The organism is Methylocystis sp. IM3 (genome assembly GCF_038070105.1).
Classification (GTDB): domain Bacteria; phylum Pseudomonadota; class Alphaproteobacteria; order Rhizobiales; family Beijerinckiaceae; genus Methylocystis.
On record NZ_JBBPBZ010000006.1, the window covers coordinates 50616 to 77469 of the forward strand.

Annotated in this window: 15 protein-coding genes and 2 pseudogenes; 10 read left to right on the forward strand and 7 right to left on the reverse strand. The window is 61.3% G+C overall.

What is annotated here, in order from left to right; all coding sequences use genetic code 11:
* Positions 1–32: 32 nt before the first annotated feature.
* From WOC76_RS23690 to WOC76_RS23700, 3 genes are all read right to left on the reverse strand, one after another.
* Complete coding sequence (locus tag WOC76_RS23690) at positions 33–1514, reverse strand: hypothetical protein (RefSeq protein ID WP_341387426.1); 1482 nt, start codon at positions 1512–1514, stop codon at positions 33–35.
* Between the two features lie 140 nt (positions 1515–1654).
* Positions 1655–3238: a WD40/YVTN/BNR-like repeat-containing protein gene (locus WOC76_RS23695; RefSeq protein ID WP_341387425.1), complete on the reverse strand. Its 1584-nt coding sequence runs from the start codon at positions 3236–3238 to the stop codon at positions 1655–1657.
* 140 nt (positions 3239–3378) lie between these two features.
* Complete coding sequence (locus tag WOC76_RS23700) at positions 3379–5046, reverse strand: hypothetical protein (RefSeq protein ID WP_341387424.1); 1668 nt, start codon at positions 5044–5046, stop codon at positions 3379–3381.
* A 228-nt stretch (positions 5047–5274) separates the two neighbouring features.
* Here WOC76_RS23700 and WOC76_RS23705 point away from each other — a divergent pair, with 228 nt between their 5' ends.
* Together WOC76_RS23705 and WOC76_RS23710 are read left to right on the forward strand one after the other, a co-directional pair.
* Positions 5275–5754 (forward strand): hypothetical protein, encoded by a 480-nt coding sequence (locus tag WOC76_RS23705; protein ID WP_341431632.1) that lies wholly within the window; start codon positions 5275–5277, stop codon positions 5752–5754.
* Positions 5755–5787: 33 nt separating this feature from the next.
* Positions 5788–6099, forward strand: a pseudogene (locus WOC76_RS23710) (SAM-dependent methyltransferase); the annotation flags it as partial.
* On the opposite strand, the gene WOC76_RS23715 reads toward WOC76_RS23710, so the two are convergent.
* Positions 5999–8086: an adenylate/guanylate cyclase domain-containing protein gene (locus WOC76_RS23715; protein WP_341387422.1), complete on the reverse strand. Its 2088-nt coding sequence runs from the start codon at positions 8084–8086 to the stop codon at positions 5999–6001. The pseudogene WOC76_RS23710 and the gene WOC76_RS23715 sit on opposite strands and share 101 nt — an antisense overlap.
* Before the next feature lie 364 nt (positions 8087–8450).
* Here WOC76_RS23715 and WOC76_RS23720 point away from each other — a divergent pair, with 364 nt between their 5' ends.
* The 3 genes from WOC76_RS23720 to WOC76_RS24500 all read left to right on the forward strand — a co-directional run bounded on the left by WOC76_RS23720 (position 8451) and on the right by WOC76_RS24500 (position 11493).
* Positions 8451–10658: a PQQ-dependent dehydrogenase, methanol/ethanol family gene (locus WOC76_RS23720; RefSeq protein ID WP_341387421.1), complete on the forward strand. Its 2208-nt coding sequence runs from the start codon at positions 8451–8453 to the stop codon at positions 10656–10658.
* Positions 10659–10772: 114 nt separating this feature from the next.
* Positions 10773–11141: a VOC family protein gene (locus WOC76_RS23725; protein ID WP_341387420.1), complete on the forward strand. Its 369-nt coding sequence runs from the start codon at positions 10773–10775 to the stop codon at positions 11139–11141.
* 25 nt (positions 11142–11166) lie between these two features.
* On the forward strand, positions 11167–11493 hold the full coding sequence (locus WOC76_RS24500) for a transposase (protein WP_445928489.1): 327 nt from the start codon (positions 11167–11169) through the stop codon (positions 11491–11493).
* A 995-nt stretch (positions 11494–12488) separates the two neighbouring features.
* Here WOC76_RS24500 and WOC76_RS23735 read toward each other — a convergent pair.
* Positions 12489–12811 (reverse strand): annotated as a pseudogene (locus WOC76_RS23735) (integrase core domain-containing protein); the annotation flags it as partial.
* Positions 12812–14360: 1549 nt separating this feature from the next.
* Here WOC76_RS23735 and WOC76_RS23740 point away from each other — a divergent pair.
* Positions 14361–16004: a hypothetical protein gene (locus WOC76_RS23740; protein ID WP_341387419.1), complete on the forward strand. Its 1644-nt coding sequence runs from the start codon at positions 14361–14363 to the stop codon at positions 16002–16004.
* Positions 16005–16059: 55 nt separating this feature from the next.
* Here WOC76_RS23740 and WOC76_RS23745 read toward each other — a convergent pair whose 3' ends face one another.
* Together WOC76_RS23745 and WOC76_RS23750 are read right to left on the reverse strand one after the other, a co-directional pair.
* Positions 16060–17418, reverse strand: coding sequence for a sensor histidine kinase (locus WOC76_RS23745; protein ID WP_341387443.1), 1359 nt, complete (start codon positions 17416–17418; stop codon positions 16060–16062).
* Positions 17411–18115 carry a response regulator transcription factor gene (locus WOC76_RS23750; protein WP_341387418.1) on the reverse strand — a complete coding sequence of 235 codons (705 nt, stop codon included), beginning with the start codon at positions 18113–18115 and terminating at the stop codon, positions 17411–17413. The genes WOC76_RS23745 and WOC76_RS23750 overlap by 8 nt, the downstream gene beginning before the upstream one ends.
* 615 nt (positions 18116–18730) lie before the next feature.
* Between WOC76_RS23750 and WOC76_RS23755 the strand changes: the two genes are divergently transcribed.
* From WOC76_RS23755 to WOC76_RS23770, 4 genes are all read left to right on the forward strand, one after another.
* The gene (locus WOC76_RS23755; RefSeq protein WP_341387417.1) at positions 18731–19843 is read left to right on the forward strand and encodes an efflux RND transporter periplasmic adaptor subunit; all 1113 of its coding nucleotides are present in this window, start codon (positions 18731–18733) and stop codon (positions 19841–19843) included.
* Positions 19844–20448: 605 nt separating this feature from the next.
* Positions 20449–23598, forward strand: a complete 3150-nt coding sequence (locus WOC76_RS23760) for an efflux RND transporter permease subunit (RefSeq protein ID WP_341431633.1) — start codon at positions 20449–20451, stop codon at positions 23596–23598.
* A gap of 94 nt (positions 23599–23692) precedes the next feature.
* Complete coding sequence (locus tag WOC76_RS23765; RefSeq protein WP_341431634.1) at positions 23693–24820, forward strand: efflux RND transporter periplasmic adaptor subunit; 1128 nt, start codon at positions 23693–23695, stop codon at positions 24818–24820.
* Positions 24817–26349, forward strand: coding sequence for an efflux transporter outer membrane subunit (locus WOC76_RS23770; RefSeq protein WP_341387415.1), 1533 nt, complete (start codon positions 24817–24819; stop codon positions 26347–26349). The genes WOC76_RS23765 and WOC76_RS23770 overlap by 4 nt, the downstream gene beginning before the upstream one ends.
* Positions 26350–26854: the final 505 nt, after the last annotated feature.

The window sequence follows — 26854 nt, forward strand, 5'->3', positions numbered from 1 at the left end:
CGCAAGCCCGCGATCCCGGCCGGCGGCGAGGTCTAGATCGTTGAGTTGACCGGGATCAAAAGCTCGATCGTCTGGCCGGCGCCGCCCGCGAGCACCTTCATGAAGAAGGACTGCGAATATTTCAGATTGCCGGGCGTCGTCGCGTCGTCCCAGGTGTCGTAGGAGCTGCCGTTCCAGATCCAGATCTGCTTGCTCACATAGCCGGCCGCATCGGCGGCGGTCGGCGTATAGACCGTGCCGGACGCGCCCCCGACGCGGATGCGGACCTGCGACCATGGGATATCGTAGCCGAAGGGATTGCCGAGCATCCGCGATCCCGCCGTCGTCGAACCGACCGCGACCACGACACAGCCGACGAGCGACTGGCAGCCGGAGACGCCGGTCGTGGGCGCCGCCGCCGCGCCGGCGACCGTGAGCTTGCCGTTGAGCGGCGCGGAGAAGCTCTTGATCCAGTAGCCTGCGCCGCTGCCGAGCGTGTCCGAAGAGGTCAGCAGCGTATTGCCGCTGTTGGTGGCGTTGCGCCCGTAGAGCGCCCATTGAGCGTTGTAGGTCGCGGCCGAAAGATTGGCGGTCGGGGCGTTGCCGAGCACGCTGGCGACGCTCGCCGGGCTGGCGCTCGCCGCGCAGGGCGTCGCGAACTGCCGCCAGTCCCCCGCCGTATAGGCGAGGCCGTCGCCGCAGTCCGTTCCCGAGGTCATGACGCGGTTGGTTCCGTCGAGCGAGACGGAAACGAAGCGGCCGCTGCCATAGGCGACGCCCGTCCAGACGTTGGCCGCGATCCCGGTGCGGGCGGTCCAGGCAATCCCGTCCGGGCTCGTCATCACCCGATTGCCGCTCCCGCTGGTGGCGACCGCCACGAACTGTCCGGCGCCATAGGTGACGCTTCTCCAGTTGTTGTCGACGGGGGACCGGCTGGTCCAGGCAATTCCGTCGGGGCTCGTCATCACGCGGTTGCCCGCCCCGGAGTTCGAGACCGCCACGAACAGGCCGGCGCCATAGGCGACGCCATACCAGTTGTTGCTTGCCGCCGCCGTGCGGGCGGTCCAGGCAATCCCGTCCGGGCTCGTCATCACAGCGCCGGAGCCGCCGACCGCCACGAACAGGCCAGCGCCATAGGCGACGCTCGCCCAGCCGTTGCTTGGGACGGCGCGGCTGGTCCAGGTGATCCCGTCCGGGCTCGTCGCCGCAAGGCCGCCGCCGCCAACCGCTACGAACAGGCCATTGCCATAGGCGGCGCCCTGCAAATTGACCGATGCGGCCATCGTGCGGGTGGTCCAGGTAATCCCGTCCGGGCTGGTCATCGCCCTCGTGCTGCCAACCGCCACGAACAGGCCAGCGCCATAGGCGATCCCACGCCAACTATTGCTCACCGAGGCGGTCCGGCCGATCCAATCGACGCCCGTCGTCGCCCGCGCCGGGAACGCGCCGAGGAGCGCAAGGAGAGCCGCGACGACGAGCGCCGGCCATCGCGTTTTCGTCAAAAGCGGCCGGCCGGATGCGCTCGGGAAAATCATGACAAGGCTCGCGGTTCGAGGACAGTCCCGCCCGGCTGGACCCAGCGCCGAAGCCGGACGGAGAAAGACGTGGCGTGATACGCCCCGTTACATTCAGTTTCGCCGCGGCGCAAGCCCGCGCTCCAGATCGGCGGCGCGGTCTAGATCGTTGAGTTGACCGGGATCAAAAGCTCGATCGTCTGGCCGGCGCCGCCCGTGAGCACCTTCATGAAGAAGGACTGCGAATATTTCAGATTGCCGGGCGTCGTCGCGTCGTCCCAGGTGTCGTAGGAGCTGCCGTTCCAGATCCAGATCTGCTTGCTCACATAGCCGGCCGCATCGGCGGCGGTCGGCGTATAGACCGTGCCGGACGCGCCCCCGACGCGGATGCGGACCTGCGACCATGGGATATCGTAGCCGAAGGGATTGCCGAGCATCCGCGATCCCGCCGTCGTCGAACCGACCGCGACCACGACACAGCCGACGAGCGACTGGCAGCCGGAGACGCCGGTCGTGGGCGCCGCCGCCGCGCCGGCGACCGTGAGCTTGCCGTTGAGCGGCGCGGAGAAGCTCTTGATCCAGTAGCCTGCGCCGCTGCCGAGCGTGTCCGAAGAGGTCAGCAGCGTATTGCCGCTGTTGGTGGCGTTGCGCCCGTAGAGCGCCCATTGAGCGTTGTAGGTCGCGGCCGAAAGATTGGCGGTCGGGGCGTTGCCGAGCACGCTGGCGACGCTCGCCGGGCTGGCGCTCGCCGCGCAGGGCGTCGCGAACTGCCGCCAGTCCCCCGCCGTATAGGCGAGGCCGTCGCCGCAATCCGAGCCCGAGGTCATGACGCGGCTGGTTCCATCGAAGGAGACGGAAACGAAGCGGCCGTTGCCATAGGCGACGCCCATCCAGGTGGTGGCCGCGGGCGCGGTGCGGGCTGTCCAGGTCACGCCGTCCGGGCTCGTCATCACGCGGGGGCCGGTGCCGGCGTAGGCAACCGCCACGAACAGGCCGTTCCCGTATGTAACCGAGCGCCAACTGGAGGCGAGGCCGCTCCGGCTGGTCCAGGTCGTCCCGTCCGGGCTCGTCATGACCGCGCCGTTGGTTCCAACCGCCACGAACAGGCCGGCGGCATAGGTGACGCCATAGCATGTGCTGCTGAGTGCGGAGGTGCGGCTGGTCCAGGAAATCCCGTCGGGGCTCGTCATCACGACGCCGCTGACGCCAACCGCCACGAACAGGCCGGCGGCGTAAGTGACGCTTTGCCAGCCGCCGCCAGAAGCTGGCGTGCGGCTGGTCCAGGTGACCCCGTCCGGGCTCGTCATCACGCCGCCGCCGCTGGCGACCGCCACGAACAGGCCAGCCCCATAGGCGACGCCGTACCAATTGTTGGATGGGACGGTGCGGCTGGTCCAGGTGACCCCGTCCGGGCTCGTCGCCGTGGAGCTGGCGCCAACCGCCACGAACTGGCCGGCGGCGTAGGTGACGCCATACCAGGTGCTCAAGGGAAACGTGCGGCTGGTCCAGACGACCCCGTCCGGGCTCGTCATCAGCGTGGAGCCACTGCCAGTCGCCACGAACAGGCCATTGCCATAGGTCAGCGCACGCCAGGGGGCGGCGATTCCGGTCCGGGCGGTCCAGTCGACGCCCGTCGTCGCCCGCGCCGGGAACGCGCCGAGGAGCGCAAGGAGAGCCGCGACGACGAGCGCCGGCCATCGCGTTTTCGTCAAAAGCGGCCGGCCGGATGCGCTCGGGAAAATCATGACAAGGCTCGCGGTTCGAGGGCATCCCCGCCCGGCTGGACCCAGCGCCGAAGGCGCACGGAGAAAGACGTGGCGTGATACGTCCCGTTACAATCTGTTTCGTCGCGGCGCAAGCCCGCGCTCCAGATCGGCGGCGCGGTCTAGATCGTTGAGTTGACCGGGATCAAAAGCTCGATCGTCTGGCCGGCGCCGCCCGTGAGCACCTTCATGAAGAAGGACTGCGAATATTTCAGATTGCCGGGCGTCGTCGCGTCGTCCCAGGTGTCGTAGGAGCTGCCGTTCCAGATCCAGATCTGCTTGCTCACATAGCCGGCCGCATCGGCGGCGCTCGGCGTATAGACCGTGCCGGAAGAGCCGCCGACGCGGATGCGGACCTTCGACCATGGGACATCGTAGCCGAAGGGGTTGCCGAGCATCCGCGATCCCGCCGTCGTCGAACCGACCGCGACCACGACACAGCCGACGAGCGACTGGCAGCCGGAGACGCCGGTCGTGGGCGCCGCCGCCGCGCCGGCGACCGTGAGCACGCCATTGACCGGCGCGGAGAAGCTCTTGATCCAGTAGCCCGCGCCGCTGCCGAGCGCGGCTGAAGAGGTCAGCAGTGTATTGCCGCTGTTGGTGGCGTTGCGCCCGTAGAGCGCCCATTGGGAACCGTAGGTCGCGGCCGAAAGATTGGCGGTCGGGGCGTTGCCGAGCACGCTGGCGACGCTCGCCGGGCTGGCGCTCGCCGTGCAGGGCGTCGCGAACTGCCGCCAGTCCCCCGCCGTATAGGCGAGGCCGTCGCCGCAATCCGAGCCCGAAGTCATGGCCCGGCTGGTTCCGCTCGAAGCGGCCGCGACGAAGCGGCCATTGCCATAGGCGAGGCCGAACCAGTTGTTGTTGGCGGCCGAGACGCGGCTGGTCCAGGTCACGCCGTCCGGGCTCGTCATCACCCGGTTGCCCGTCCCGGAGTTGGACGTCGCCACGAACAGGCCGGCGCCATAGGAGACGCCCACCCAATTATTCGCCGCCGCCGCCGTTCTGCCCGTCCAGCTCGTCCCGTTCGCGCTGGTCATCACCCGCAGGCCTGAGCCGCCGCCGCCGCCGACCGCCACGAACACCCCGCTGGCGTAAGTGACGGCATACCAGTTGTCGTTCGAGGCCGACGTGCGGAGGGTCCAGGTCACGCCGTCGGGGCTGGTCATCACGCGGTCGCTGGCGCCGCTTGCCGCCACCGCCACGAACAGGCCATTCCCATAGGTCACGTCGAACCAGGAGTAGTCCGCGGCCGAGACGCGGCTGGTCCAGTTCGTCCCGTCCTCGCTCGTCATCACCCGGTTGCCGGAGCCGCTCTGGGCGACCGCCACGAACAGGCCATTGCCGTAAGTGACGCTGAGCCAGTCGTTGTCGGCCGCCGATACGCGGATCGTCCAGTTCACGCCGTCCGGGCTCGTCATGACCCGCGAGCCCGTTCCGGTTTGGCCGACCGCGACGAACAGCCCGAGGCCGAAGGTCACCGACCGCCAGTTGTTGGCCGCGGCGGCGGTCCGGCTGGTCCATGTGACGCCGTCGGCGCTCGTCATCACCGCGCCCGAGGCGCCGACCGCCACGAACAGACCATTGCCATAGGCGACGCTATACCAGGCGGCCGAGTCGTTCGCCGAAGCCCTCGAGGTCCAGGTGGTCCCCGTGGCGGCGAGCGCCGAAACGGCGGAAAGCGGGCCGATGAGGCAAAGGACCGCCAGCGCCGACAGCGCCAGACAGGACGAAAGGGCGCGCCTCGAAGCGATCCAGAGCAGGCGGGAGGCGTTCGTGCGGCGACGGGTCATGCAAAAGGGCTCCGGAACGGCCATTCTCGCCGGATGGGAACGGCAGAGGGGGAAAGGCGGGGGCGGACAGAAACACGTTACTTTTTGTTGCGAGAAATGCATGAATTCGGGGGAAAGGCAACGGGTCCCGTGACGCGGCTTGCGGGCGTTGCGTCCCCGCGCCCGCCCGCCCAGAATGTCGGGGGCGCGCGCCGTCACGATCGGCCCGCGCCCATCGGAAGGACCGTCATGGACGAACTCGCCGTCGCCAGGGGGTTGCATGTGCTCGCCGTCGTTCTCTGGATCGGCGGCGTCGGCTTCGTGACCACCGTGCTCTTGCCCGCCGTGCGCTCGATGGTCGAACCGGCCGAACGCATCGGCTTCTTCGACGCGCTCGAGCGCCGCTTCGCCTGGCAGGCCCGCGCGACCACGCTGCTTGCCGGCGCGACGGGCTTCTACATGACCGACCGGCTCGATCTTTGGGACCGTTTCCGCGCGCCGGCCTTCTGGTGGATGCACGCCATGGTCGGCGTGTGGGCGCTTTTCACGCTCATGCTCTTCGTCGCCGAGCCGCTCTTTCTCCACCGCCTGTTTCACGCCCGCGCCAAGGCCGACCCCGAGGCCACATTCTCGCTCATCGAGCGCATGCATCGCGTGCTGCTCGCCGCAGGTCTCGTCACCGTCTTCGGCGCCGTCGCGGGCGCGCACGGCCTCGCGTTTTTTCGCTAGGACAATGAGGCCGACCGCTCGCCCGCCCGCCTCACCGGACCGACGCTATCGAGAGAGCAGCTCGCCCATGCACGGGATGTGCTGGCGAGGGAAGGGCGCGGGACGCATGTCGATCTGCGGCTCGAGGACTATCGCGACGTCGCCGGCGTCTTCGACCGCATCGTTTCGATCGAGATGATCGAGGCCATCGGGCGAGACTATTGGCCGGTCTATTTCGCGACCTTGCGCGAGCGCCGGAGCCGCGTCATTTTCCTTCAGCCGGAGACAGGCGGCTGTTCAGCATGTCGGCGATCTTTCGCAAGGTCGCGAGATCGTCCTCGGCGAGGCGGTCGAAATCGACGTTGATCAGCGCGCCGGGGCGCTGATAATGAAGGACGTCGGCGCCGGCCGCGGCGTCGGCGCCCACGGCCAGCACGCGATACACGCGGACCGGCTTGGCGAAGCCCTTGACGGTGATGGGCTCCAGTTCTTCCGACGGGATCTCGTCCTTCACCAGCGAATAGGTTTCGTGCCCGATGAGCACGCCGCCGAGTTCCGAATGGGACTGCAGCCGCGCCGCCAGATTCACCTCTCCGCCGATCACGGTGTAATCCATGCGATCTTCGCTGCCGAAATTGCCGACGGTGCAGAAGCCCGTATTGACGCCGATGCGCAACTGAAACGGGTTCTCTGCGCCGAGGCCGCGCCACTCGCGCTGGAGCGCGCGCATGCGCGATTGCATGGCCATGGCCATGCGCACGCAGGCGAGCGCGTCCTCCCTGACGCCCCGCGTTTCCGGGTCTCCGAAAAATGCGAGGATGGCGTCGCCGATATATTTGTCGATCGTCGCGCCGTAAGAGAGCGCGATCTTGGACATCTCGGTCAGATAATGGTTCAGAAAGCCGGTCAGCTCCTCGGATTCGAGCGCGTCCGTCGTGCGCGTGAAATCGGCGATGTCGGAAAAGAAGATGGTGAGCTTTTTCCGCCGGGCGCAAATTTCTCCCGACTGCTCGCCGCTGAAGATCGATCGATAGATCTGCGGCGACACATATTTCGACAGCTTGACGGACAGATCCTCGAGCTTCGCATTGGCTTCCGACAGCCTGTGCTGGGCGAGCCAGCGCTCGGTGATGTCGGTCAGGGCGCCCTGCCAGTGCGTGATCGTCCCATTCGCGTCTCGGATCGCCACCGTGCGGTCGTGAATATGATGCACCGCGCCATCCGCGGCGATGAGGCGGTAGTCCTGTTCGAACACATCCTCGTCGCCCTCGATCATGCGCAAGACCTCCTGCAGCACGCGCGGCCGGTCGTCGGCATGCACGAAATCGGGAAAATTGAAGCGTCCCATTTTGCAATCCTCGACAGAGTAGCCGAAGCGCGTGACGTTTCTCGAGGTATAGACCCGCGGCGCGCCCTCGATGGCGAGCGCTCTGTAGATCACGGTCGGGCTCTGCTCGACGATGATGTTGGCGTATTCCAGCTCCTGCTCGATCCGCCGGCGCTGGAGAACGGTGGCGAGCTGATCGGCCGCCGTCTTGAAATTCTCGATGAGGCCGCTGACCGCGCGCCGGTCGAGATAGAAGACGAAGAGGGCGATGACGCCGTCATTCGCGGCGATCGGCTGCACATAGACGGACAGACGCCGCGCATGGGCCGGCGGCGCGGCGCATCGCTGCGCGGCGTCGATCAGCGTCTCGACGTCATCCGCCCACAGCGCGCGGCGCGTTCGCCACGAAAGCCCGATCGGGCTCCTGTCCATCTCATGGGAGGTTTCCCGTTGCGCCGCCGCGAAGGGCGTCCAGCCCGGATGCCCGTCGTCGACGACCGAACAGAGCGCAAGCTTCGAATCCGTATGGTCCGGCGTCCAGGCTTCGCCGTAATCGGCGTTCAGCACGCGGCAGGCGTAACGCAGCGTCTCCGTGATCGCCGTCTCGTAATCGGGCGCCTCCGAAATGGCCACGCCGACTTTGTGCAGCAGGCTGAGCGAGCGCTCCGCGCGCCGTCGCTCGGTCACATCGACCCCGACCGCCGCCCATCGGGGCGCGCCATCCCCGCCGACACGCGGCGCCACATGCGTTTCGAGGCAGAGCCTGCGCCCGTCGGCGGCGTCGACCCGCAGGTCGATGATGAAGGGCGCGCCATCCCGCGCCGAATTCTCCAGCGCCCGCGCGAAAGCGTCTGCGTCCTCGCCCTCCAGCCAGTCGCGCCCCGCGCGCGCGGCGACGCCCATCGCCTCCCGCAATCCGCCGGTCACATCGAAAAAACGAACGGCTCCGTCCGCGTCCCGGCCGCATTCGAAGATCAGGCCGGGATGGTCTTTGGCCCAGCCGGCCTGCGTCTCATCATCGCTCATTGTCTGTGGACCTATCGGGCAGGTTGCAGGAGGAGAGGTCGAGTGTAACACACCGTCACGCGCGCTGGCGCCGGCGCCGGGCTGCGCGCGCCTTGCCGCGCCTGGCGGATCGGCTCGCGTCTCGACATTACCGCTTGGCTCGAATGGGTCCTCGCCTGCTTGAATCGCAGTTCAGAGGCCAGCCAACTGCGCGGGTGGAAAAGCGCGCCGGTCGGCGAACGTCGGCGCCGCCGCTTCTTTCGCTCCGACTCCTTCGCCCGGTTTCGATATGCTGCCGGAACGCGGCGGGCCGGTCGCGCGCTTTCGAGTGAGAGGACAAGGCCGCGGCCCATCGACCGTCGCACGCCATAGTTCGAGGCTGACCATGCACATCAGGCGCTTCGCCCTGCTCGCGGCCGTTTCGACGACACTGGCGTCGGCGCTTGCGCCGCCGGTGTCCCACGCCGCCGGAGACGTCGATTCCCTTCGGATGCGGGCGGCGAATTCGGAACCGCAAAACTGGCTCGCCCTCGGACGCGACCAGAACCAGACCTATTATTCTCCCCTGTCTCAGATCGACGCCGGCAACGTCGGCCGTCTCGGGTTTGCCTGGGCCTATGATCTCGGCGCCGCGCGGGGTCAGGAAGGGACCCCGATCGTCGTCGACGGCGTGATGTATGCGTCGAGCGCATGGGGTTACGTCTATGCGATCGACGCCTCGACAGGGAAAGAGCTGTGGCGTTTCGACCCCAGGGCCGACCCGCGCGCCGCGCGCAACCCCTGCTGTGACCTCGTCAACCGTGGCGTGGCGGTCTGGAAGGGCAAAGTGCTCGTCGCCTCCGTCGACGGGCGTCTCCACGCCCTCGACGCGGGAACCGGCAAGGAGCTTTGGAGCGCGGATACGATCGTCGACCACACGCTCCCCTATTCGAGCACCGGCGCCGTTTATGTCGCCGGCGATCTCGCGGTCGTCGGCAACAGCGGCGCCGATATGAACAAGGGCGGCGTGCGCGGTTACGTTTCCGCCTATGAGATCGAGACGGGCAGGCTCGCCTGGCGCTTTTACACCGTCCCCGGCGCGCCGGGCCGGCCGCCCGAGGACGAGGCCATGGCGCGCGCCGCCGCGACATGGAGCCCGAATCGATCCCCCGACTATCAGGGCGGGGGAACCGCCTGGGACGGCTTCGCCTATGACGACGATCTCAAGCTCGTTTATTTTGGAACCGCCAACCCCACGCCCTATGATCTGAGGCTGAGCGCGGGACCGTCGAAGGATGCGCTCTTCACAGCCTCGATCCTCGCCTTGCACGCGGACACGGGCCGGCTCGCCTGGCATTATCAGACGACGCCGGGAGATCACTGGGATTTCGACGCGACGCAGAAGCTCGTTCTCGCCGATCTGCCCATCGGCGGCGCAACGCGCGCCGTCCTCATGCAGGCCAACAAGAACGGCTTTTTCTTCGTTCTCGACCGCCGCACGGGCGAACTGATTTCTGCAAAGCCCTACACCTTCACGAATTGGGCTACGGGCATCGACGCCAGGACCGGGCGACCGAACCTTTCGAGCGACGCCGACTGGTATTCCGGGCCGAAAAACGTCTACCCCTCCTGGGCGGGCGGACACAGTTGGCAGCCCATGTCGTTCAGCCCGTCGACCGGCCTCGTCTATATCCCCGTCATAGACGCGCCGAGCATATGGATCGATCTCCAGCACAATGGCGGGCGCATTCGCTTCGTCAACGGCTTCCTTTCCGCCTTGGGCCTTTCGCCGGACGCGTCCTATGACCCGGCGGCGCTCGCGCCGCTTTATGGGCCGTTGCCGGACCGCAAGAGGCTCGAGGCCGGGCGCAAGGTCAGGCTCGTGCGGGAGCTCATGAGGGCTTGGGACCCCGTGGCGCAAAAGCTCGTGTGGGAGCAGGAGACGAGCTCCGGCATGCGCGGATATGACGGCGGCGCGATGAGCACCGCCGCCAATCTCGTCTTCCAGGGCTGTGGCGACGGCGCATTTCGAGTCTATGCCGCCGATACGGGAAAAATCCTCAAGACCATTCAGACCGGAAGCCATATCATGGCGGCCCCGATCGCCTATGCGGTCGATGGCGTTCAGTATGTCGCCGTCCAGACCGGTTACGGCGGAACCGGCTTCGGCGTCGGCGAGATCCCGCCCTCGAGCGCGGCGTCGAAATTCGAGAATTCGAATCGCATCCTCGCGTTCAAGCTCGATGGCGGCGCGCTCCCCATGCCGCCGCCGCGCCGCGACGCGCCCTTCCCCAGACCGCCCGCCCGCAACGCCACGCCGGCGCAGATTCGATCCGGGGAGGCGGCGTTCATCGGCGAATGCTCGCGCTGCCATGCCTTTGGCCCGAATATCACGCCGGATTTGAGAAAGATGACCGAGGCGACCCACGCCCTCTTCAGGGACATTCTGCTCGGCGGCGCTCTCGCCTCGCAAGGAATGGTGCCTTTCGACGACATTTTGAGCGAGACGGACGTCGAGAACATCCATGCTTACATCATCGACCAGAGCTGGCAGGCCTACGACCGGCAGGACGCGTCGAAGGCGGGGCTCGGGAACGGCGCAGGGCGCAAATGAAACAGGGCGCCAAACAGGTCGCCAAGCCGCTGCCGGATTGTTGCGCAGGGGCTGAAGCGGCTTACCTGATAGGGGCCCGATGAAAGGTCGGCGTTCCTGACGAGAGACGCGGCGATGACCATCACCCTCGACCATACGATCGTCCCTGCTCACGACAGGCAGGATGCGGCGCGCTGGTTCGCCGAGGTTTTCGGTTTGCCCCAGGAGGAAAAGAGCGGCCATTTCGCGCCCGTGCGCGTCAACGAAACGCTGACCCTGCTGTTCTCCGACGCCGCCGCGTTCGACGCCCATCATTATGCGTTCCACGTCGGCGACCTCGAATTCGACGCCATTTTCGACCGCGTGAAACAAAAAGGCGTGGTCTTCGGGAGCGCGCCCTGGAGCCGGGACGACGGAAAGCTCAACGACTGGGGCGGCGGCCGAGGCGTCTATTTCGAAAGCCCCGACGGCCATCTCATGGAGCTGATGACCGCCCGCCAGTGACCGGGCGTGCGCCGGCGCACCTACGATCCGATCGGCGCGCGTTCCGAAATCGTATCCTCTGCGGGTGATCCGCGACTTGGCCAACGAGGCCCTCGCCGCTCTGGCCGGGGAGTTTTCGACGCTCCACGCCTCGGCAGGCCGGCCTTCTATACCGCCGGAGAAGTTGCTGCGCGCCATGCTGCTGCAAGCCTTCTACTCAATCCGCTCTGAGCGCCTGCTCATGGAGCAAGCGAGCCGCAGAATTCATGCTCCAAAGTGCATAACACCATCTAGCTTTTACAATAGTGTATTGCAAAGGCGCAGATCATCGAAGCGTGTGCTAAAAAACATTTTACTCCGAACCGTATTGTAAATGAGCAAGGTGAATTTAGGTTTTGAGAGTGAGGAGCTTTGTACTCAGAGAATTGAGGTGGCCAATGTCAATGATGAGGCGCCCTCTCCTTGCCACAGTCTGTATCGCTCTGAGCAGCTTAGCCCTTCCTTCGATCGGCTACGCCGATACCTGCCCTTGGGGTGGGGATAACTCGCAATCGATCCAGTGCTTCGATTGCATGGTGCGGATATGGACGCCGCAAGGATGGAGGCTAATGAACGGTTGCACACGACGCTCGCATCCGTTCAATGCATTAACTTTGGGAAGAAGTTCTTCGCAGTTCTAGGCAAGCCTGTCCCGTTATCCGCATATGTGCGTCAGAGACAGCAGGAGTGTCGAAGCGAGCTGCGATAACGCCAGAGACTGGAGCTGCTGAGTGGAAACCGCGCAAGTCTGCGCACACGTTTGGGTTTGCCCAGATAACGGGAGAAAAGGGTAATGTTGAGATTAAACTTACTTGGGCTCTTGTTTATCGCCCTTGCGGGCACGGGATCTGCCCTTGCTCGGGATTGTCGCTGCTATGACCGTCAGGCAATCTTTCCCTCAACCCCGCGGTCGGTCCGGTCGGGCTCGTTAGCGGGTGGCTATTGGGGATACCCTCCATTGCGTAATGCAAGGCCTCAGGACCCCTCAGGCGGGATCGTTTTGGAGGGCGCGGCGGGAGCAGGCGCGCCGGATGGGGACTGAACTTTCATTGCATCAGTTTTGAAATTGGGACACTTTCGGGCCGCTATGTTTCATATGATGACATGACCTTCGCGGCGGCCTCACGCCGCGGACTTCCGTTGAGTGCAGGGCTTTTAAAACGCAGGTCTCCGACGTGGTGCGTTCGGCTTGGTTGGCAGCTTTGCCCCCAGCTCTGTAATTTCCGCGGACACCCTCTTGCGGGCTATGATTACTGTATTAGCTTTAGCGATGTCCCGACCTTACCCTCGAAAACGGAGCGACAACTGCGAGTCTGATCTCCTGCCGGATTAAGGCTTGTGTCCAGATTTGATCACCCGCTTGACCCTAAAACCAAAGTAGGGCTCGTGGGGCGTGCGCCTGCCAAGCGCCGAGTGCGGGCGCCGCTCGTTGTAAAAGGCCGGATATCGGCTGATGGAGGCGCGCGCCGCGGGCACGGTGTCGTAGGCGCGCAGATAGACCTCCTCATGTTTCACGCTGCGCCACATCCGCTCGACCGCAACATTGTGGCGCCGAGCCCCTTGCCGTCCATGCTGATGGCGACTTTCGCATCCAGCAGCACGCTCGTGAAGTCGAGGCTGTTGAACTGGGTGGACTCAACGATTTCGGGTCGTCGGGCCGAACGGAAACGGATTGGCCCGCGGATCGTAGGCGGCGTTCAGGGTTTGCCGCCCGGAAACATCAACCGTCGAAGATGATTTCTCTTGCGCTTCCAGCAACTAACCTTAATGCAAGCGCCAGTGGAGCGCAATCAGGCGAGCGCGTGCATGGCGGCGCTCGCCGTGACTCCTCGTGGGCCGGGATTCAACCGAGAGATCAGCTCAGCAATTCCAATCTCTCGCGATATCACAACCTCCCGCGCTTTGAAGCGGCGGCGAGTACTGGAAAGGCGGCGGCGCGCGGAACACTACTACCGGCTGCGCGACATAGCCATAACTAGGCGCGCTATGAGCGCGCGCCGCGCTGTGACGGTGGGAAACGCGCGCGAGAGTCTCTGTAGGCGACATGCCCGCGCCCACACACGCCGCAATTACTGCTATGGCCATTCTGCGACCTGAGATAATAGACATTTTAGCCTCCAACAGGCAGAGCTCGCCACTGGCGATGATGATCTTGGTCTCCTAAGAGACATGTAAAAAGCGTACCACTCGCTTTATTGAGACCACCACTAAAATCTTCTTTACTTATTGATCGTCCTGAAGAACCTGATGACGCGCCTTTGCAGCTCAGTTCTCGACTGTACAGATACAACGCGTCGCTGTCGCAGGCGGAGCCAACGCCGGAATCGACAAACTTCGGCGCTTTTCGATTATGGATCGCGCCACGAATAGCCGCGCCGCTCGCAAGCGTTCACGAGTTTCCATCCGTGCGGCGTCCAAACCCGCACCATGCAATCGAAGCAACGTATAGACTGCGAGTTATCGCCACCCCAAGGGCAGGTGTCAGCAAGGAGGACCGACGGAGAGGTCGATCCGATCACGGCCACACAGACCGAGGTGAAAATACCGCGCTTCCTAGCCAGTGACATTGGCCACCTCGATTTCCGACTGCTTATATAGAATCTCAATGATACCTAATACGACCCTGTTACTTGGCAACAAGACTGTATGAACGTTTTTTGATGGCCCGACTCTCTCGCCTCCGTCCTCTGCAGTCTTTCCGGTTGAGAGCGCCTGAGATCACTCCCGGCGCAATCTGGGACAAGCCTGGCGCGCACTATAGTTTGATGACAGCACGACGACGATGGAAGCGCATCATGGGCGCGTCGATATTAAAGTATTTTTTAATATCGGCTCCCGCCGCCTTGATGACGCCGGCATCCATGATGCGAAACCTCGGCGCATCCAGATCGACTAGCAAGTTTTACAATACCTGCGCTCGGATCTTCAAAATCGAAGATATCCTGCGTGTCCACTCTGATCTTCACGCCGGAGATTCGACGCCATTTCCGATTTGTGACAGTCATATGACAATTGAGATTGCATTCAGACAGGCTCACCGCCAGATACAATCTGGACACATCTTCACGATTGCATGCATGTTCTTCGTTGTAACCGACTTATTCATCACCTCTAAAAAGAATTTTAGTATATCGCCTTCCGACCTTTGGATATCGCTCTCCCCGACAACCTTTGCTCTGGCTGCATTTCCAGGGGTTATCGATGACCAACACCATCCGTCGGAAGAGGCTAAAGGCGAGCGCCTGCCTGCTCGCCTTGACATTGCCCACGCAGGCGCACGCAGATACGACAGCCGACGAAATACGGCTCCTCAAGGCCCGGCTCAAACAGCTCGAGGCGAAGGTAAACGAACAAGACCGGGCGGCTAAAACGCAGAAGGCGCGCGCGAACACCGATAAGGCCGAAGGCGCGAAGCCTGCCCTTGCTGGCCTTCCCGGACCCGATCATTTCTATTTCAAAGGGTTGGAGATGACTCCAGCTGGCTTCTTCGCGATGGAAACGGTCTATCGCGACCACTGGATGGGCGCCGATGTCAACACCCCGTTCCAAAATATTCCCTACGGCTTTACTGCCCCCAGCCACACATCCGAATGGCGGGCGACCGCGCGCTCAACGCGTCCAGCTTTGATGATCAAGGCCGATATCGACAAGCAGACGCATCTCATGGCCTATGGAGAGGTAGACTTTCTGGGCGCCGCTCAAACGGCGAACTCGAACACGAGCAATTCCTACAATCTACGTTTGCGTCAGGCATATGGGAATGTCGATTTCGAGCAATATGGCCTTCACGTAGCGGCGGGTCAGATGTGGTCGATGGTCACGATGAACTCGGTCGGAATACGTCCAGACACATCTCTCCAGCCGCCGGTCATCGACCATCAATATATGCCTGGCTATAATTGGGCGCGACAACCCGGCATACGCATCACCAAGGATTTCAACAAACAGTTCTGGGCGGCTCTGTCGCTCGAAAGCAGCGCAACGACATATGTCATGCCGGGCGCGCCATTCATCGGCACGACGGCGCTGCCCTTTATTGGAACGCCAATTCTATTGGCCGCCCCCGCCGGCGGCGGCCTTTTCAACCCCTCCGTTCCTTATTCCTTCACGCGCATGCCGGACATGATCGGCAAACTGGCCTGGGATGGGGAATTGGTGGATCACAAGATTCATATCGAGGGCTTCGGACTTCTGCGTGACGTGACGGGTCGCGCCTATTGGGGCAATCATAGCCAGTGGGGCGGTGGCGGCGGCGGCGGCATCGTCGTCCAGGTGATCCCGAAGCTGCTCGATTTTCAGGCGTCCGGCATGATTGGCAATGGCATCGGCAACTATGGATCTGGCGGTCTTCCAGACGCAACCTATCAGCTCTCGGGCGCCCCGCTGCTCATCAACGAACGCATCGCCATGGCCGGACTTACCCTCCACGCGACGCCGCAGACAGACCTCTATGCATTTGTCGGCGGGGAATTTGCGAGCAAGAGCCCACAATGGAGCGCAGTCGGCAACACGCTTTTTGTCGGCGGCTATGGCAACCCGCTTTACAACAATGTCGGCTGCGGCTTCGAAAGTGAAGCGGCGCTGAACGGCGTGTGGACCAACGCCGCCGTATTTCCTTGCTCCGGGCAAACCAAGTCGCTTCGCCAACTCACGGGTGGCGTCTGGCACACGGTCGCTCAGGGCCCCTTCGGAAAGATCAGAGCCGGCGCGCAATATTCCTACACCGTAAGAGACGCTTTCGTTGGTTGGGGCGGGACACCGAGAGGCGCCGAAAACATGGTTTACACGAGCCTTCGCTATTATCCGTTCGACGGGCCATCCGGCATTTTAGCTACGATAAAGTAATTATCCGCGCCGCCAAATGAAATCGAGCTCCCGGCTTTGCGCCGGGCGCTCCGGATCAGAGATTGCGCCCCTCTTGCTTGAAGATCAGCTCGAAAATGCAGCCGGGCAAGCCATCCCTTATCTCGATCTCGAAGCCATGCAGCTTTCCGATGGACGCAACCAGGGCGAGTCCGAGCCCCGTTCCCGGCGTATCGCTGCGTTCTGGGTCCCGGTAGAAGCGCTGGAATACATTTGAGCGGCGATCATTGGGTATTCCGAGTCCCGTATCGCGAATTCTCACCACGGGGTTCTGTGCTCGCTTGCAAAGTGTTATTTCGATCAGGCCCGGCGCGGGCGTGAACTTGATTGCGTTGTCGATCAGGTTGGAGACCGCCTCCATCAAAAGCTCCCTGTCGCCCTGCACGGGCAGCGGACCATCCGCATGCAAGGTTAGCTTCAGCCCTTTGCTGCTGGCGAGGGGCTCGTAAAAGTCAAAGAGCTCCGTTGCAATCTCCAGAAGATTGACTTCGCGGAAATAAGCTCGACTTCTACCTGCTTCAATCCGCGCGGCGCGAAGCATTGCTGTCGTCGTTGCAAGCATCTGATCGACGCCACTGGCGGCCAAACTAATTGAATCACGCAGATCCTCGGGCAGGCTAACGGCGTTTTGAGCGATCTCGAGGTGAGCCCGAACTCGACAAAGCGGGGTTCGGAGATCATGGGCTATGTGGTCTCCAACGTGGTGCAACTCGCTTATCGCCCGCTCGAGTTCTTCCAACATCTCGTTAACAGACATGGAAAGACTATCCAGCTCGTCATTCGCGGAGCTTAGATGCAAGCGCCTTTTGAGATGCCCTGACTTGATGTCATCCAAGCAGGATTGCGCATCTTTTAGACGGCCTTTGATTTGGCGGCTGACAATCGCGCCAATTCCGACGAAAACTAGAGATACCGGGATCACACCCTCGACCAACGCGTTTCTTACAATCTTATCTAGCTGAATGACCTCAGGCGTGTCGCGGCCAATCACCAGAATGCGTTGATCAGGCAAACGGATGCCGACATAGATCATCTGGCTTTCATCGCCGTTAGACCGATTGGCCCTGTTGACTAAAAGAGCTTTTCCGTCCAGGGGCAAATCGCTGGGAATCTTGCGCAGATTGCCTTGCAGGCGGGCGCCGTCCGACCCAAACAAACCGGATCGGGTCAATCGATAGGTCTTATTGAAGGTCTTGTCGTCTAGATCAGACTGTGTCTGTCCGGAAAATTGGACCGACAAGGCGGATCCTTGCAGCTCCAGCAGCGTCTCGAAGCGCTCGAGTTCCTCAGAGGAAATCTTCCAATGCATAAGAGCAAAGGTAACAACGCTTGCCGAGACGTAAGCCGCGGCTGCAAAAGCTGCAAGCTTGAATGTCGGCCAAGAAAGTTTAAGCATCGTCCCCAAACACGTATCCCTGCGCTCTTACATTTCGAATAAAACAGGGACCATCCTTTTTCTCGATTTTTTGCCGGAGCTTGCTGAGGTGGACATCCACAACATTGGTCTCGACCGGAAACCGATATTTCCATACGTTTTGCAGGAGCATTTGCTTCGTGATCAATTGTCCTGGCCGGGCCATGAAATACTCGAGCAACTGATATTCCCGTGCAGAAAGCTCGATCTCCTCTCCGCGGAGAATGGCCACTCGGTTCAGCAAATCAAGCGTGAGGGGGCCGACCTGAAGTTTAGTTATTGGGTGCAGGGATGAACGGCGAATCAAGGCGTCGACCCTCGCCCCGAGCTCCGCATAACTGAATGGCTTTATCAAATAGTCATCGGCGCCCGATTGCAGGCCGAAAACCCGCTCATCGACATGATCCAGCGCGCTTATAACTAGGATCGGACTCGCGGGGTTATGGCTGCGAAACGTCTCAATCAAGTTTATCCCGTCGGCCCCCGGCAACATCCTGTCGAGTATAAGCAAGTCAAAGCGCTGTTCGCCCATCCGCGCAACCGCCTCGTTGCTATCGCGAGCATGGGAGACGATGTAGTTTCGCTTCTCGAGCTCCTTGATGAGGACAGCTGCAAGCTCCGTGTCATCGTCAATCAGGAGAACGTTGAATCGTGGGTTGTGGGCGGCGTGTTCAGTCATACTTGTCATGTTCAGGCGATCGTTTAGCCCCGTGCGGCCGCAACGCTACAAATGAAGCGCGATAATAGCTATGCGGGGAAAGGAGGGACTGAGACGCTTCAGACGCACTGGACAACAGGGTCGCTTCCTGCGCGCTCCTACGCGCGCTCGTATTGAGTAGACCCCTAATTGACCTGTCCATTGTTAAGCTTTACCCTTAAGGGCGATGAGAACGAAATAGCTATTCCATTTCATCTGATCAAGCGATAGTGCATAAGTCAAGTATTCGCCTTAGCATCCAGGGTCGCAAGGGGAAGCCGCCAACGCGACCACGTGCTTTGTCGATTGATGCAGTTTTCCCATGCCTGCTTGCGTAGGAGGAAGGCTGCCGCGCGGGAGACGGCCTGCATGATTTAAAAAGAATTTATTATCGGTCACGTGTAGTTTCGGAGTACCCATTCTTTCGTCCAAGGCCCTTCGGCGCTCTCGATCGCCCGGGGAGGACACACTTCGATTAGGGGCAAATCCCGGCATTCCACTTCGTGGGCATTGATGACAAGTGATGAGATCCTGCCTGAAGCGCGACGAGAGGCCTCGCCTCCGTCGAGGAAATTAAGATCAGTCAAGCGAAGGTATTTGAAAGCGTCGATCCTTGCGACTTGCGTGGCGGCTGTCGTCTTCGTAACAAGCCCAGCCGAACTCCACCGTACGACGCAATGGACCAAGGCAAAGGCGACGGATCAGGTGGAGCTGGCGACTCTCAAGCTGGGAAGCGCCGATGACGGCTTGACATTGCCGGGCGAGATAAAGGCCCTCAATGAGGCGAAGATTCGGGCCCGTGTGAATGGCTATGTAAAGGAATGGAAATATGACATCGGCGCGCGCGTGAAAGCGGGCGAGACGTTGGCCGTCATCGACGCGCCCGAGCTGGATCAGCAATATCAGGAAGCCAAGGGCCAACTCGAAACAGCTGAGGCTCACGCGCAGCTCGCTCGATTGACATCGAAACGCTGGGCCACTCTCCGCGCGTCCGCTGTCGTATCGCAGCAGAGCGCCGACGAAAAGGGAGGAGAACGGGCTGCCAGACAGGCGGAAGTCGGCTCTGCCGAAGCAAACCTCCACAGGCTCCAGGCGCTCAAAAGCTTTACCGAGGTGACGGCGCCTTTCGCTGGCGTCGTGACGGCGCGCAGGATCGACGTTGGCGTGCTGGTCGGCCCAGCGCATCCAGTCGAGCTCTTCGACATCGCGGATATCCATCAACTACGCGTTTACGTCCGCGTTCCGCAATCTCTTGCGCCTCAGATCAGGCAAGGGATGAAGGCCGCGCTCAGCTTGCCGCAATATCCGGGGCGGACCTTCGAGGCGAAGGTCACAGCGACTTCCGACGCCATCGAAGCCAATTCGCGAACCTTGCTCGTTCAGTTGCTCACGAATAACGACAGCGGCGCGCTGTTGCCGGGCTCCTTTGCGGAAGTGCGGTTCGAACTTCCCAAGAGGGCGAACGTTGTGAGAATTCCGGCGACCGCCCTGCTGTTTCGCGACAATCAAATCCAGGTCGCCGTCGTAGACGCAGACCAGAGGATCGCTTTCAGAAAGCTGACGATCGATCGCGACCTCGGCTCCGAAGTCGAAGTTTCCGCAGGCGTTCACGTCTCCGACCGCATCGTCAACTTTCCCAGCCGATTCTTGCAGGACGGAGAAATAATCAGGCACGATGTGCGAACTGCAGATAGGCGGCGGTCGGGCTGACCCGCTGCTCGGATCACGTCGGGCCCCGAGTTTGCCTCATCCTCACAACGATTCTTCTCTACGCCTGCTGCCCGAAAGATATCTAAAAAACCTTTTAGTGGGACCGTAACTTTGCATGCGTTATTTCGATAATCCAACGACATTTCGAGGTGCGCAATGCGAAACACGCCCGAAGAAAGTAATGGAAGCGCGAAATCCTGGGGATCCAGGCGCCCAAATCTGTCGAGGCTTGTGATCGACCTAGCATTGACGTCTGTGTTGCTTACCCCTGGCGCCGCGCAGTCGTTAACTGGACGGGGGACACGCGGCTTAAGGCCGCCGTGCCACTCCCACCCGCATTACGCCGGCCAGTGTGACGTTCGTGATCCGTGCGGCTACTACGAATCGCGCACCGTTCGTTATGGCGACGACCGAGACTTCGAATGCTTTATTGTTGAGGAGAATTGATTTCAGATATCACCGCGGGAAAACCAGATGGATCGCGCTCAAAGCTTGCTCTATTCTTAAGGCTATGGTTACGTGTCAGTAAATTGACAAGGCGTAGGTCCGCACGATAGGACTTCAGAAGTCAATGCGCCGGCGGGGGTCATAGGGTCGGAGCTCGAATGCTTGCTATAGTTCGGATCGCGCTCCAGCGCCCCTATACGTTCCTTGTCTTAGCGACGCTCATTCTCATATTCGGGGCTAGAGCTTGGAAGGCGACTCCAACAGATATCTTTCCGAACATCGGCATTCCCGTCGTCAGTGCTGTCTGGACTTATAACGGCCTTCCCTCCGTCGACATGTCAGGACGGATCATTTACTACTATGAGCGCGCTCTAAGCGCGCAGGTGAATGATATCGAACATATCGAATCTCAGTCTCTGCCCGGTTATGGCGTGGTGAAGATCTATTTCCAGCCCACCGTCAAGATTGACACGGCGCTGGCGCAGATAACCGCGGCTTCGCAAACCGTACTTAAGTTTCTTCCGCCGGGAATTACGCCTCCTTACGTCCTAACCTTCAACGCCTCGAGCGTACCTGTAATTCAGCTCGCTTTATCAAGCAGATCGCTGTCGGAAACACAGCTCTTCGACTACGCGCAGAATTTCATTCGGCCTCAGCTTGCGACCGTCGCGGGCGCCGCTGTGCCCTCGCCATACGGCGGCAAGGTGCGTCAGGTTCAAGTCGACGTCGATCCCAAGAAATTGCGCGCCGTCGGGCTCTCGGCTCAGGATGTCGTAGACGCGATCGCCAAACAAAACTTGATCATCCCCGTGGGAACCCAAAAAATTGGATCCTACGAGTATATCGTTTCCCTCAACGATGCGCCCAGACGGATTACTGAGCTCAATAATCTTCCTATCAAGGAGACTGACGGAACGATCCTTTATATAAGAGACGTCGCCTACGTTCACGATGGAAGCCCCCCTCAAACGAACATCGTGCGGGTCGATGGCGGGTCTGCAGTACTGATGACCATCCAGAAGTCTGGCTCTGCGTCTACTCTCGACGTCATCAACGGCGTCAAGTCCTTACTGCCCAAGATCCGGGAAGGCCTACCTCCTGAAATTCAGCTTGTGGCCGTTGGAGACCAGTCCAGCTTCGTCAACTCCGCCGTATCCGCCGTTGTCGCCGAGGGCGTCCTCGCCGCCGGCTTGACCGGCCTTATGATCTTGCTGTTTCTCGGCAGTTGGCGTTCCACGCTGATTATCGTCACTTCAATTCCATTGGCCATCCTGGCGTCAATCGCAGCGCTCGCCCTGATCGGCGAGACAATAAATGTGATGACACTCGGCGGTCTGGCGCTTGCCGTCGGCATTCTGGTGGATGACGCCACGGTTACAATCGAGAACATGAATTGGCATTTGGAGCAAGGGAAGGAAATAGAGGACGCGATTATGGATGGCGCTCGCCAGATCATAATCCCGGCGACAGTCTCCTTGCTCTGTATTTGCATCGTGTTCTTGCCAATGTTCAGCCTGGGAGGCGTCGCCGGATACCTTTTCAGGCCCATGGCGGAGGCTGTTCTCTTCGCGCTCATCGCCTCTTATATACTGTCGCGCACGCTTGTTTCGACGCTTGCCCGTTATTTGCTTGTTGCGCCGGTTCACGGTCAGGACAACGAGCAGAAGCAGACAAAGAACCCTCTTTCCAGATTTCAGCGCGCCTTCGAGCGTCGCTTCGAAGCCGTCAGGTCTCGGTACAAAGAACTTTTGTATATGGCGATGGAGAACCCGAACCGATTCGCCGCGTCGTTTTTCATCGTCCTCGCTCTCTCCTTCGCCCTGGCGCCTTTCCTAGGCCAAAACTTCTTTCCGCCTGTCGAAGCACGGCAGTTAAAGCTACATGTCCGTGCGCCGACGGGAACGCGGATCGAGGATACGGCGGCTTTATGCGACAGAATTGAAAGCGCCATTCGTGACCTGGCGCCGGCGAATTCGGTTGACTCCGTCGTCGACAACATCGGGCTCCCGATCAGCGGCATCAATCTCGCCTATGGAAATTCGGGCACGATCGGCGTAAGCGACGCGGACATCCTGTTAACTTTGAAGGAAGGCGAAGAGAAGAACGCCGAGGACGTCACCAGATTGCTCCGTGAAAGACTGCCGAGGCTCTTTCCCAGCGTGGCATTTGCTTTTCTGCCGGCCGATATCGTCACGCAAATCCTGAACTTCGGCTTGCCGTCTCCGGTGGATATTCAGATCAGCGGCAACAAGATCGCGGCGAACCGCGCCTATGCCGAAGAGGTGCTGAGGAAACTCGTCAAAGTTCCGGGCATAGCGGATGCGCGTATTCAGCAGGCTTTCAATGCGCCGACCCTGAACGTCAATGTGGATCGCTCGATCGCCTCGCTTGTCGGTCTGACTGAGAAGGACGTGGCGACGAATATGCAGATCAATCTGGCGGGAAGCATTCAGACATCGCCAAGCTTCTGGCTCAATCCCGACAATGGAGTGTCCTACCCTATCGTCGCCCAAACGCCGCAAAATTGGCTCGACAGCTTGGGCGCGCTGCAGTCCATCCCGATCTCTTCGTCAAAGGGCTCGCAAATTCTGGCCGGCATCGCTGATATAAGCCGGAGCCAAAGCGACGCAGTTGTGTCTCACTATAATGTGCAGCCCTCCATCGATATCTACGCAAGCGTTCAAGGGCGCGATCTAGGCGGCGTCGCCGGCGATATACAGGAGATCCTGCGGAACACTGCGAAGCAGACGCCGCCGGGGTCGACCGTTGTCCTGCGCGGCCAAGTTCAGACGATGACCGCCGCCTATGGGCAGCTCTACGTTGGCCTGGCCTTCGCCATTGTTTTGATCTACCTTCTCATCGTCGTCAATTTTCAGTCCTGGCTCGACGCATTTGTTATCGTATGCGCCCTGCCGACCGCTTTGGCGGGGATTGTGTGGATGCTTTTTCTAAGCTACACGACCCTCTCGGTTCCGGCCCTGACTGGGGCGATTATGTGTATGGGCGTGGCGACGGCCAATAGTATCTTGGTGGTCAGCTTTGCGCGTACGAGTCTGGCGGAGGGGCGTGACTCGGTCCTCTCAGCTGTAGACGCAGGTTTCACCCGCTTTCGTCCAGTCTTGATGACCTCTCTCGCAATGATAATCGGGATGGCCCCCATGGCCCTGAGCGCCGAGCAGAATGCGCCGCTTGGACGCGCGGTGATCGGCGGCCTTATCTGCTCGACGATCGCCACGCTATTCCTCGTGCCCGTGATCTTCAGCCTTGTTCACGCAACAAACCGGTCTGGCCCGCCAAATGGGGAGTAAGGACGATCGGACGCCCTCAGATGAAAGCGAGTCGTTGGCGTCGGGTTCACCAAGGACGAGACGATCGAACAAGGGCCGATTTTTCGTCGCCGCCTTGATCGCGGCCGGTCTGGCGGCGTTCGGCGTCATCAGCCGTCGGCTGGAGCATGACCGGCTCGCCCAATGGACCGAAGCACAAGCAACGCCTTCGGTTGAGCTGGCGACTCTCAAGCTGGGAAGCGCAGACGATGGCTTGACATTGCCGGGCGAGATAAAGGCCCTCAATGAGGCGCAGATTCGGGCCCGTGTGAATGGCTATGTAAAAGAATGGAAATATGACATCGGCGCGCGCGTGAAAGCGGGCGAGACGTTGGCCGTCATCGACGCGCCCGAGCTGGATCAGCAATATCAGGAAGCCAAGGGCCAACTCGAAAAGGCCGAGGCTCATGCGCAGCTCGCTCGTTTGACATCCAAACGCTGGGCCGCTCTCCGCGCGTCGACCGTCGTGTCGCAGCAGAGCGTCGATGAAAAAAGCGGCGAAGCCAATGCAAAGGACGCCGAGGTCGCAGTCGCGCGGGGTAATCTCAACAGGCTCCAGGCGCTCAAAAGCTTTACCGAGGTGACGGCGCCTTTCGCTGGCGTCGTGACCGCGCGCAGGATCGACGTTGGCGTGCTGGTCGGCCCAGCGCATCCAGTCGAGCTCTTCGACATCGCGGATATCCATCAACTACGTGTTTACGTCCGCGTTCCGCAATCTCTTGCGCCTCAGATCAGGCAAGGGATGAAGGCCGCGCTCAGCTTGCCGCAATATCCGGGGCGGACCTTCGAGGCGAAGGTCACAGCGACTTCTGACGCCATCGAAGCCAATTCGCGAACCTTGCTCGTTCAGTTGCTCACGAATAACGACAGCGGCGCGCTGTTGCCGGGCTCCTTTGCGGAAGTGCGGTTCGAACTTCCCAAGAGGGCGAACGTTGTGAGAATTCCGGCGACCGCCCTGCTGTTTCGCGACAATCAAATCCAGGTCGCCGTCGTAGACGCAGACCAGAGGATCGCTTTCAGAAAGCTGACGATCGATCGCGACCTCGGCTCCGAAGTCGAAGTCTCCGCAGGCGTTCACGTCTCCGACCGCGTCGTCAACTTTCCATCCGAAACGCTGCAAGAGGGCGAGGCGGTTATTGCGCCCCCTCAGGCAAGCGCCGATCGGTTAGCCGGACAGCCGCGTCGTGAGGGCGGCAAGGAATGAAAGCCTCCAAGCTGGGGCTCGCGCTCCTCCTTTGTTCAAGCCTCGGCGCCTGCAATTTAGCCCCGGATTACGCGCCTCCGGTGGCGGAGATCCCCGTCAAGTTCAAGGAAGCAAAATCCTGGGCGGTGGCTCGGCCCCGCGACGACGAGGCGAGAGGCCCGTGGTGGATCAGTTTGAAGGACGGAACGCTCAACGAGCTGGAGCCTGAGATCGACGTCAGCAATCAGACGCTCGTCGCGCATGTCGCGGTGCTCGAACAGGCGCGGTCATATGTCGCGCGAGCTGAAGCTGGGCTTTTCCCCACGATCGATTTCAACAATAGTTACTCCGCAAACAAGCAGTCGGCTCATCGCCCGCTTCGCACATCGAACAGAGTGCCCACCCCACAGGGCTACGAGCAGGCGCATCTCGACAATCGGCCCTTCAACCAGCCGGATCATTACGGCAATAACATACTGAGCCTGCAATCGAGCTATGAAGTCGACCTGTGGGGGCGCGTCAGAAACGCGCTCGCGGCCCGGGAGGCGCAGTTCCAGGCCAGCGCCGCCGATCTCGAATCGATTCGTTTGAGCTTGCAGGCGGAGCTTGCGCGCACCTACATCGCGCTTCGAGGTCTGGACAATGAGATTGCGCTTTTCAACCGCGTCGTCGAGAGCTTTCGCGTAAGTCTCGAAATGACCAAAACGCTCGTCAAGGGCAATATTGGCGCGCCGCCCGACGTGCTTCGAGCAGAAGCGCAACTCGAGGTGGCTCGTTCACGATTGGCCGATTTGATGGCACGCAGGGCAATGTATGAGCATGCGATCGCGACACTGGTCGGCAAGCCAGCGTCTTCCTTTTCCATACGACCTGCTCAGCTTTCGATGGCCCCGCCGTCGCCTCCGCCAACCGTGCCGCTCTCGCTACTGGAGAGACGGCCGGATATCGCAGCCGCGGAACGGCGAGTCGCAGCCGCCAATCAGACAATTGGGGTCGCCCGGGCGGCCTTTTTTCCACGTCTGACAATTAATCTTTCCGGCGGCACCCAGGATACGGGCCTGAGCCTCCTAAATTTCAGAAACAGTTTCTGGTCGCTCGGCCCAGCGATAACGCTGCCAATATTCGATGGCGGGGCTCGTGCGGCGGACCTACAGGGAGCAGAGGCCGCTTACGTGCAAACTGTCGCCGAATACAGGGGCGCAGTGCTCCGTTCCATTCAGGAAGTGGAGGACGGCCTGGCGGATTTGCGCTGGTTGTCGAAAGAGGTTCAAAGCATGAGCACGGCGGCGACAGCGGCGCAAAAAGCGCTGGATGCCTCCCTCACGCTCTACAAGGAGGGCGCAACGAGCTACCTGGACGTCATCACCGCGCAGACAGCAGCCCTTGACGCTCAGGATTCTCTCGTGGCGTTGAAGGCGCGTCGACTACAGGCATATGTCGCTCTCATGCTGGCGTTGGGCGGCGGATGGCTGACGCATGACATCGAGGAGACCGAACCACCGCCTGAGCTTCCCATTCACGCCATGAGCGACAGCGGGGTTGGCAAATGAGTCAGTTCGGTCAGAATTCAACGTGCGAAGGATGCGCGTTCTGGCGGCGCCTCGATCAGGAAGGGGGGAATTGCCGGCGTCGAGCGCCCAAGCCGAGCAACGAGCCCAATGAAATTGCGCATTGGGCAAGGACCCACCGCGACGATGTTTGCGGAGAGTGGCGCGCAATCTCTCTCGACACGAGTCTGACGGTCATATGTGGAGAATGCATCTACTGGAGACGCTCAGCGCGTGGCTCGGTTCCTGTGGATAAACTTGATCAGTTCTCCGATTGGTGGAAACATTCCGGCCATTGTCTGAGGGTCGCGCCTGTTCCATCCACCGAGCCCGGAAACCGGAGCTTTTGGCCCGCGACGCATCAAAGTGATAGTTGCGCCGAAGGAAGCGCACGGTGATATCCGCGTTCCAATCAGCTTCATGACAAGCGACGCAATGCAGACCGCCTGATCGCCGCCCCGATAAGGCGGACGATCACCTTATTGGCGACAACCGCTCGAGGATGCCC

What these genes read in the sequence shown, in the direction of transcription:
- WOC76_RS23690 (WP_341387426.1), bottom strand. Translation starts at nt 1,514, where the DNA reads ATGATTTTCCCGAGCGCATCCGGCCGGCCGCTTTTGACGAAAACGCGA.
- WOC76_RS23695 (WP_341387425.1), bottom strand. Translation starts at nt 3,238, where the DNA reads ATGATTTTCCCGAGCGCATCCGGCCGGCCGCTTTTGACGAAAACGCGA.
- WOC76_RS23700 (WP_341387424.1), bottom strand. Translation starts at nt 5,046, where the DNA reads ATGACCCGTCGCCGCACGAACGCCTCCCGCCTGCTCTGGATCGCTTCG.
- WOC76_RS23705 (WP_341431632.1), top strand. Translation starts at nt 5,275, where the DNA reads ATGGACGAACTCGCCGTCGCCAGGGGGTTGCATGTGCTCGCCGTCGTT.
- WOC76_RS23715 (WP_341387422.1), bottom strand. Translation starts at nt 8,086, where the DNA reads ATGAGCGATGATGAGACGCAGGCCGGCTGGGCCAAAGACCATCCCGGC.
- WOC76_RS23720 (WP_341387421.1), top strand. Translation starts at nt 8,451, where the DNA reads ATGCACATCAGGCGCTTCGCCCTGCTCGCGGCCGTTTCGACGACACTG.
- WOC76_RS23725 (WP_341387420.1), top strand. Translation starts at nt 10,773, where the DNA reads ATGACCATCACCCTCGACCATACGATCGTCCCTGCTCACGACAGGCAG.
- WOC76_RS23740 (WP_341387419.1), top strand. Translation starts at nt 14,361, where the DNA reads ATGACCAACACCATCCGTCGGAAGAGGCTAAAGGCGAGCGCCTGCCTG.
- WOC76_RS23745 (WP_341387443.1), bottom strand. Translation starts at nt 17,418, where the DNA reads ATGCTTAAACTTTCTTGGCCGACATTCAAGCTTGCAGCTTTTGCAGCC.
- WOC76_RS23750 (WP_341387418.1), bottom strand. Translation starts at nt 18,115, where the DNA reads ATGACTGAACACGCCGCCCACAACCCACGATTCAACGTTCTCCTGATT.
- WOC76_RS23760 (WP_341431633.1), top strand. Translation starts at nt 20,449, where the DNA reads ATGCTTGCTATAGTTCGGATCGCGCTCCAGCGCCCCTATACGTTCCTT.
- WOC76_RS23770 (WP_341387415.1), top strand. Translation starts at nt 24,817, where the DNA reads ATGAAAGCCTCCAAGCTGGGGCTCGCGCTCCTCCTTTGTTCAAGCCTC.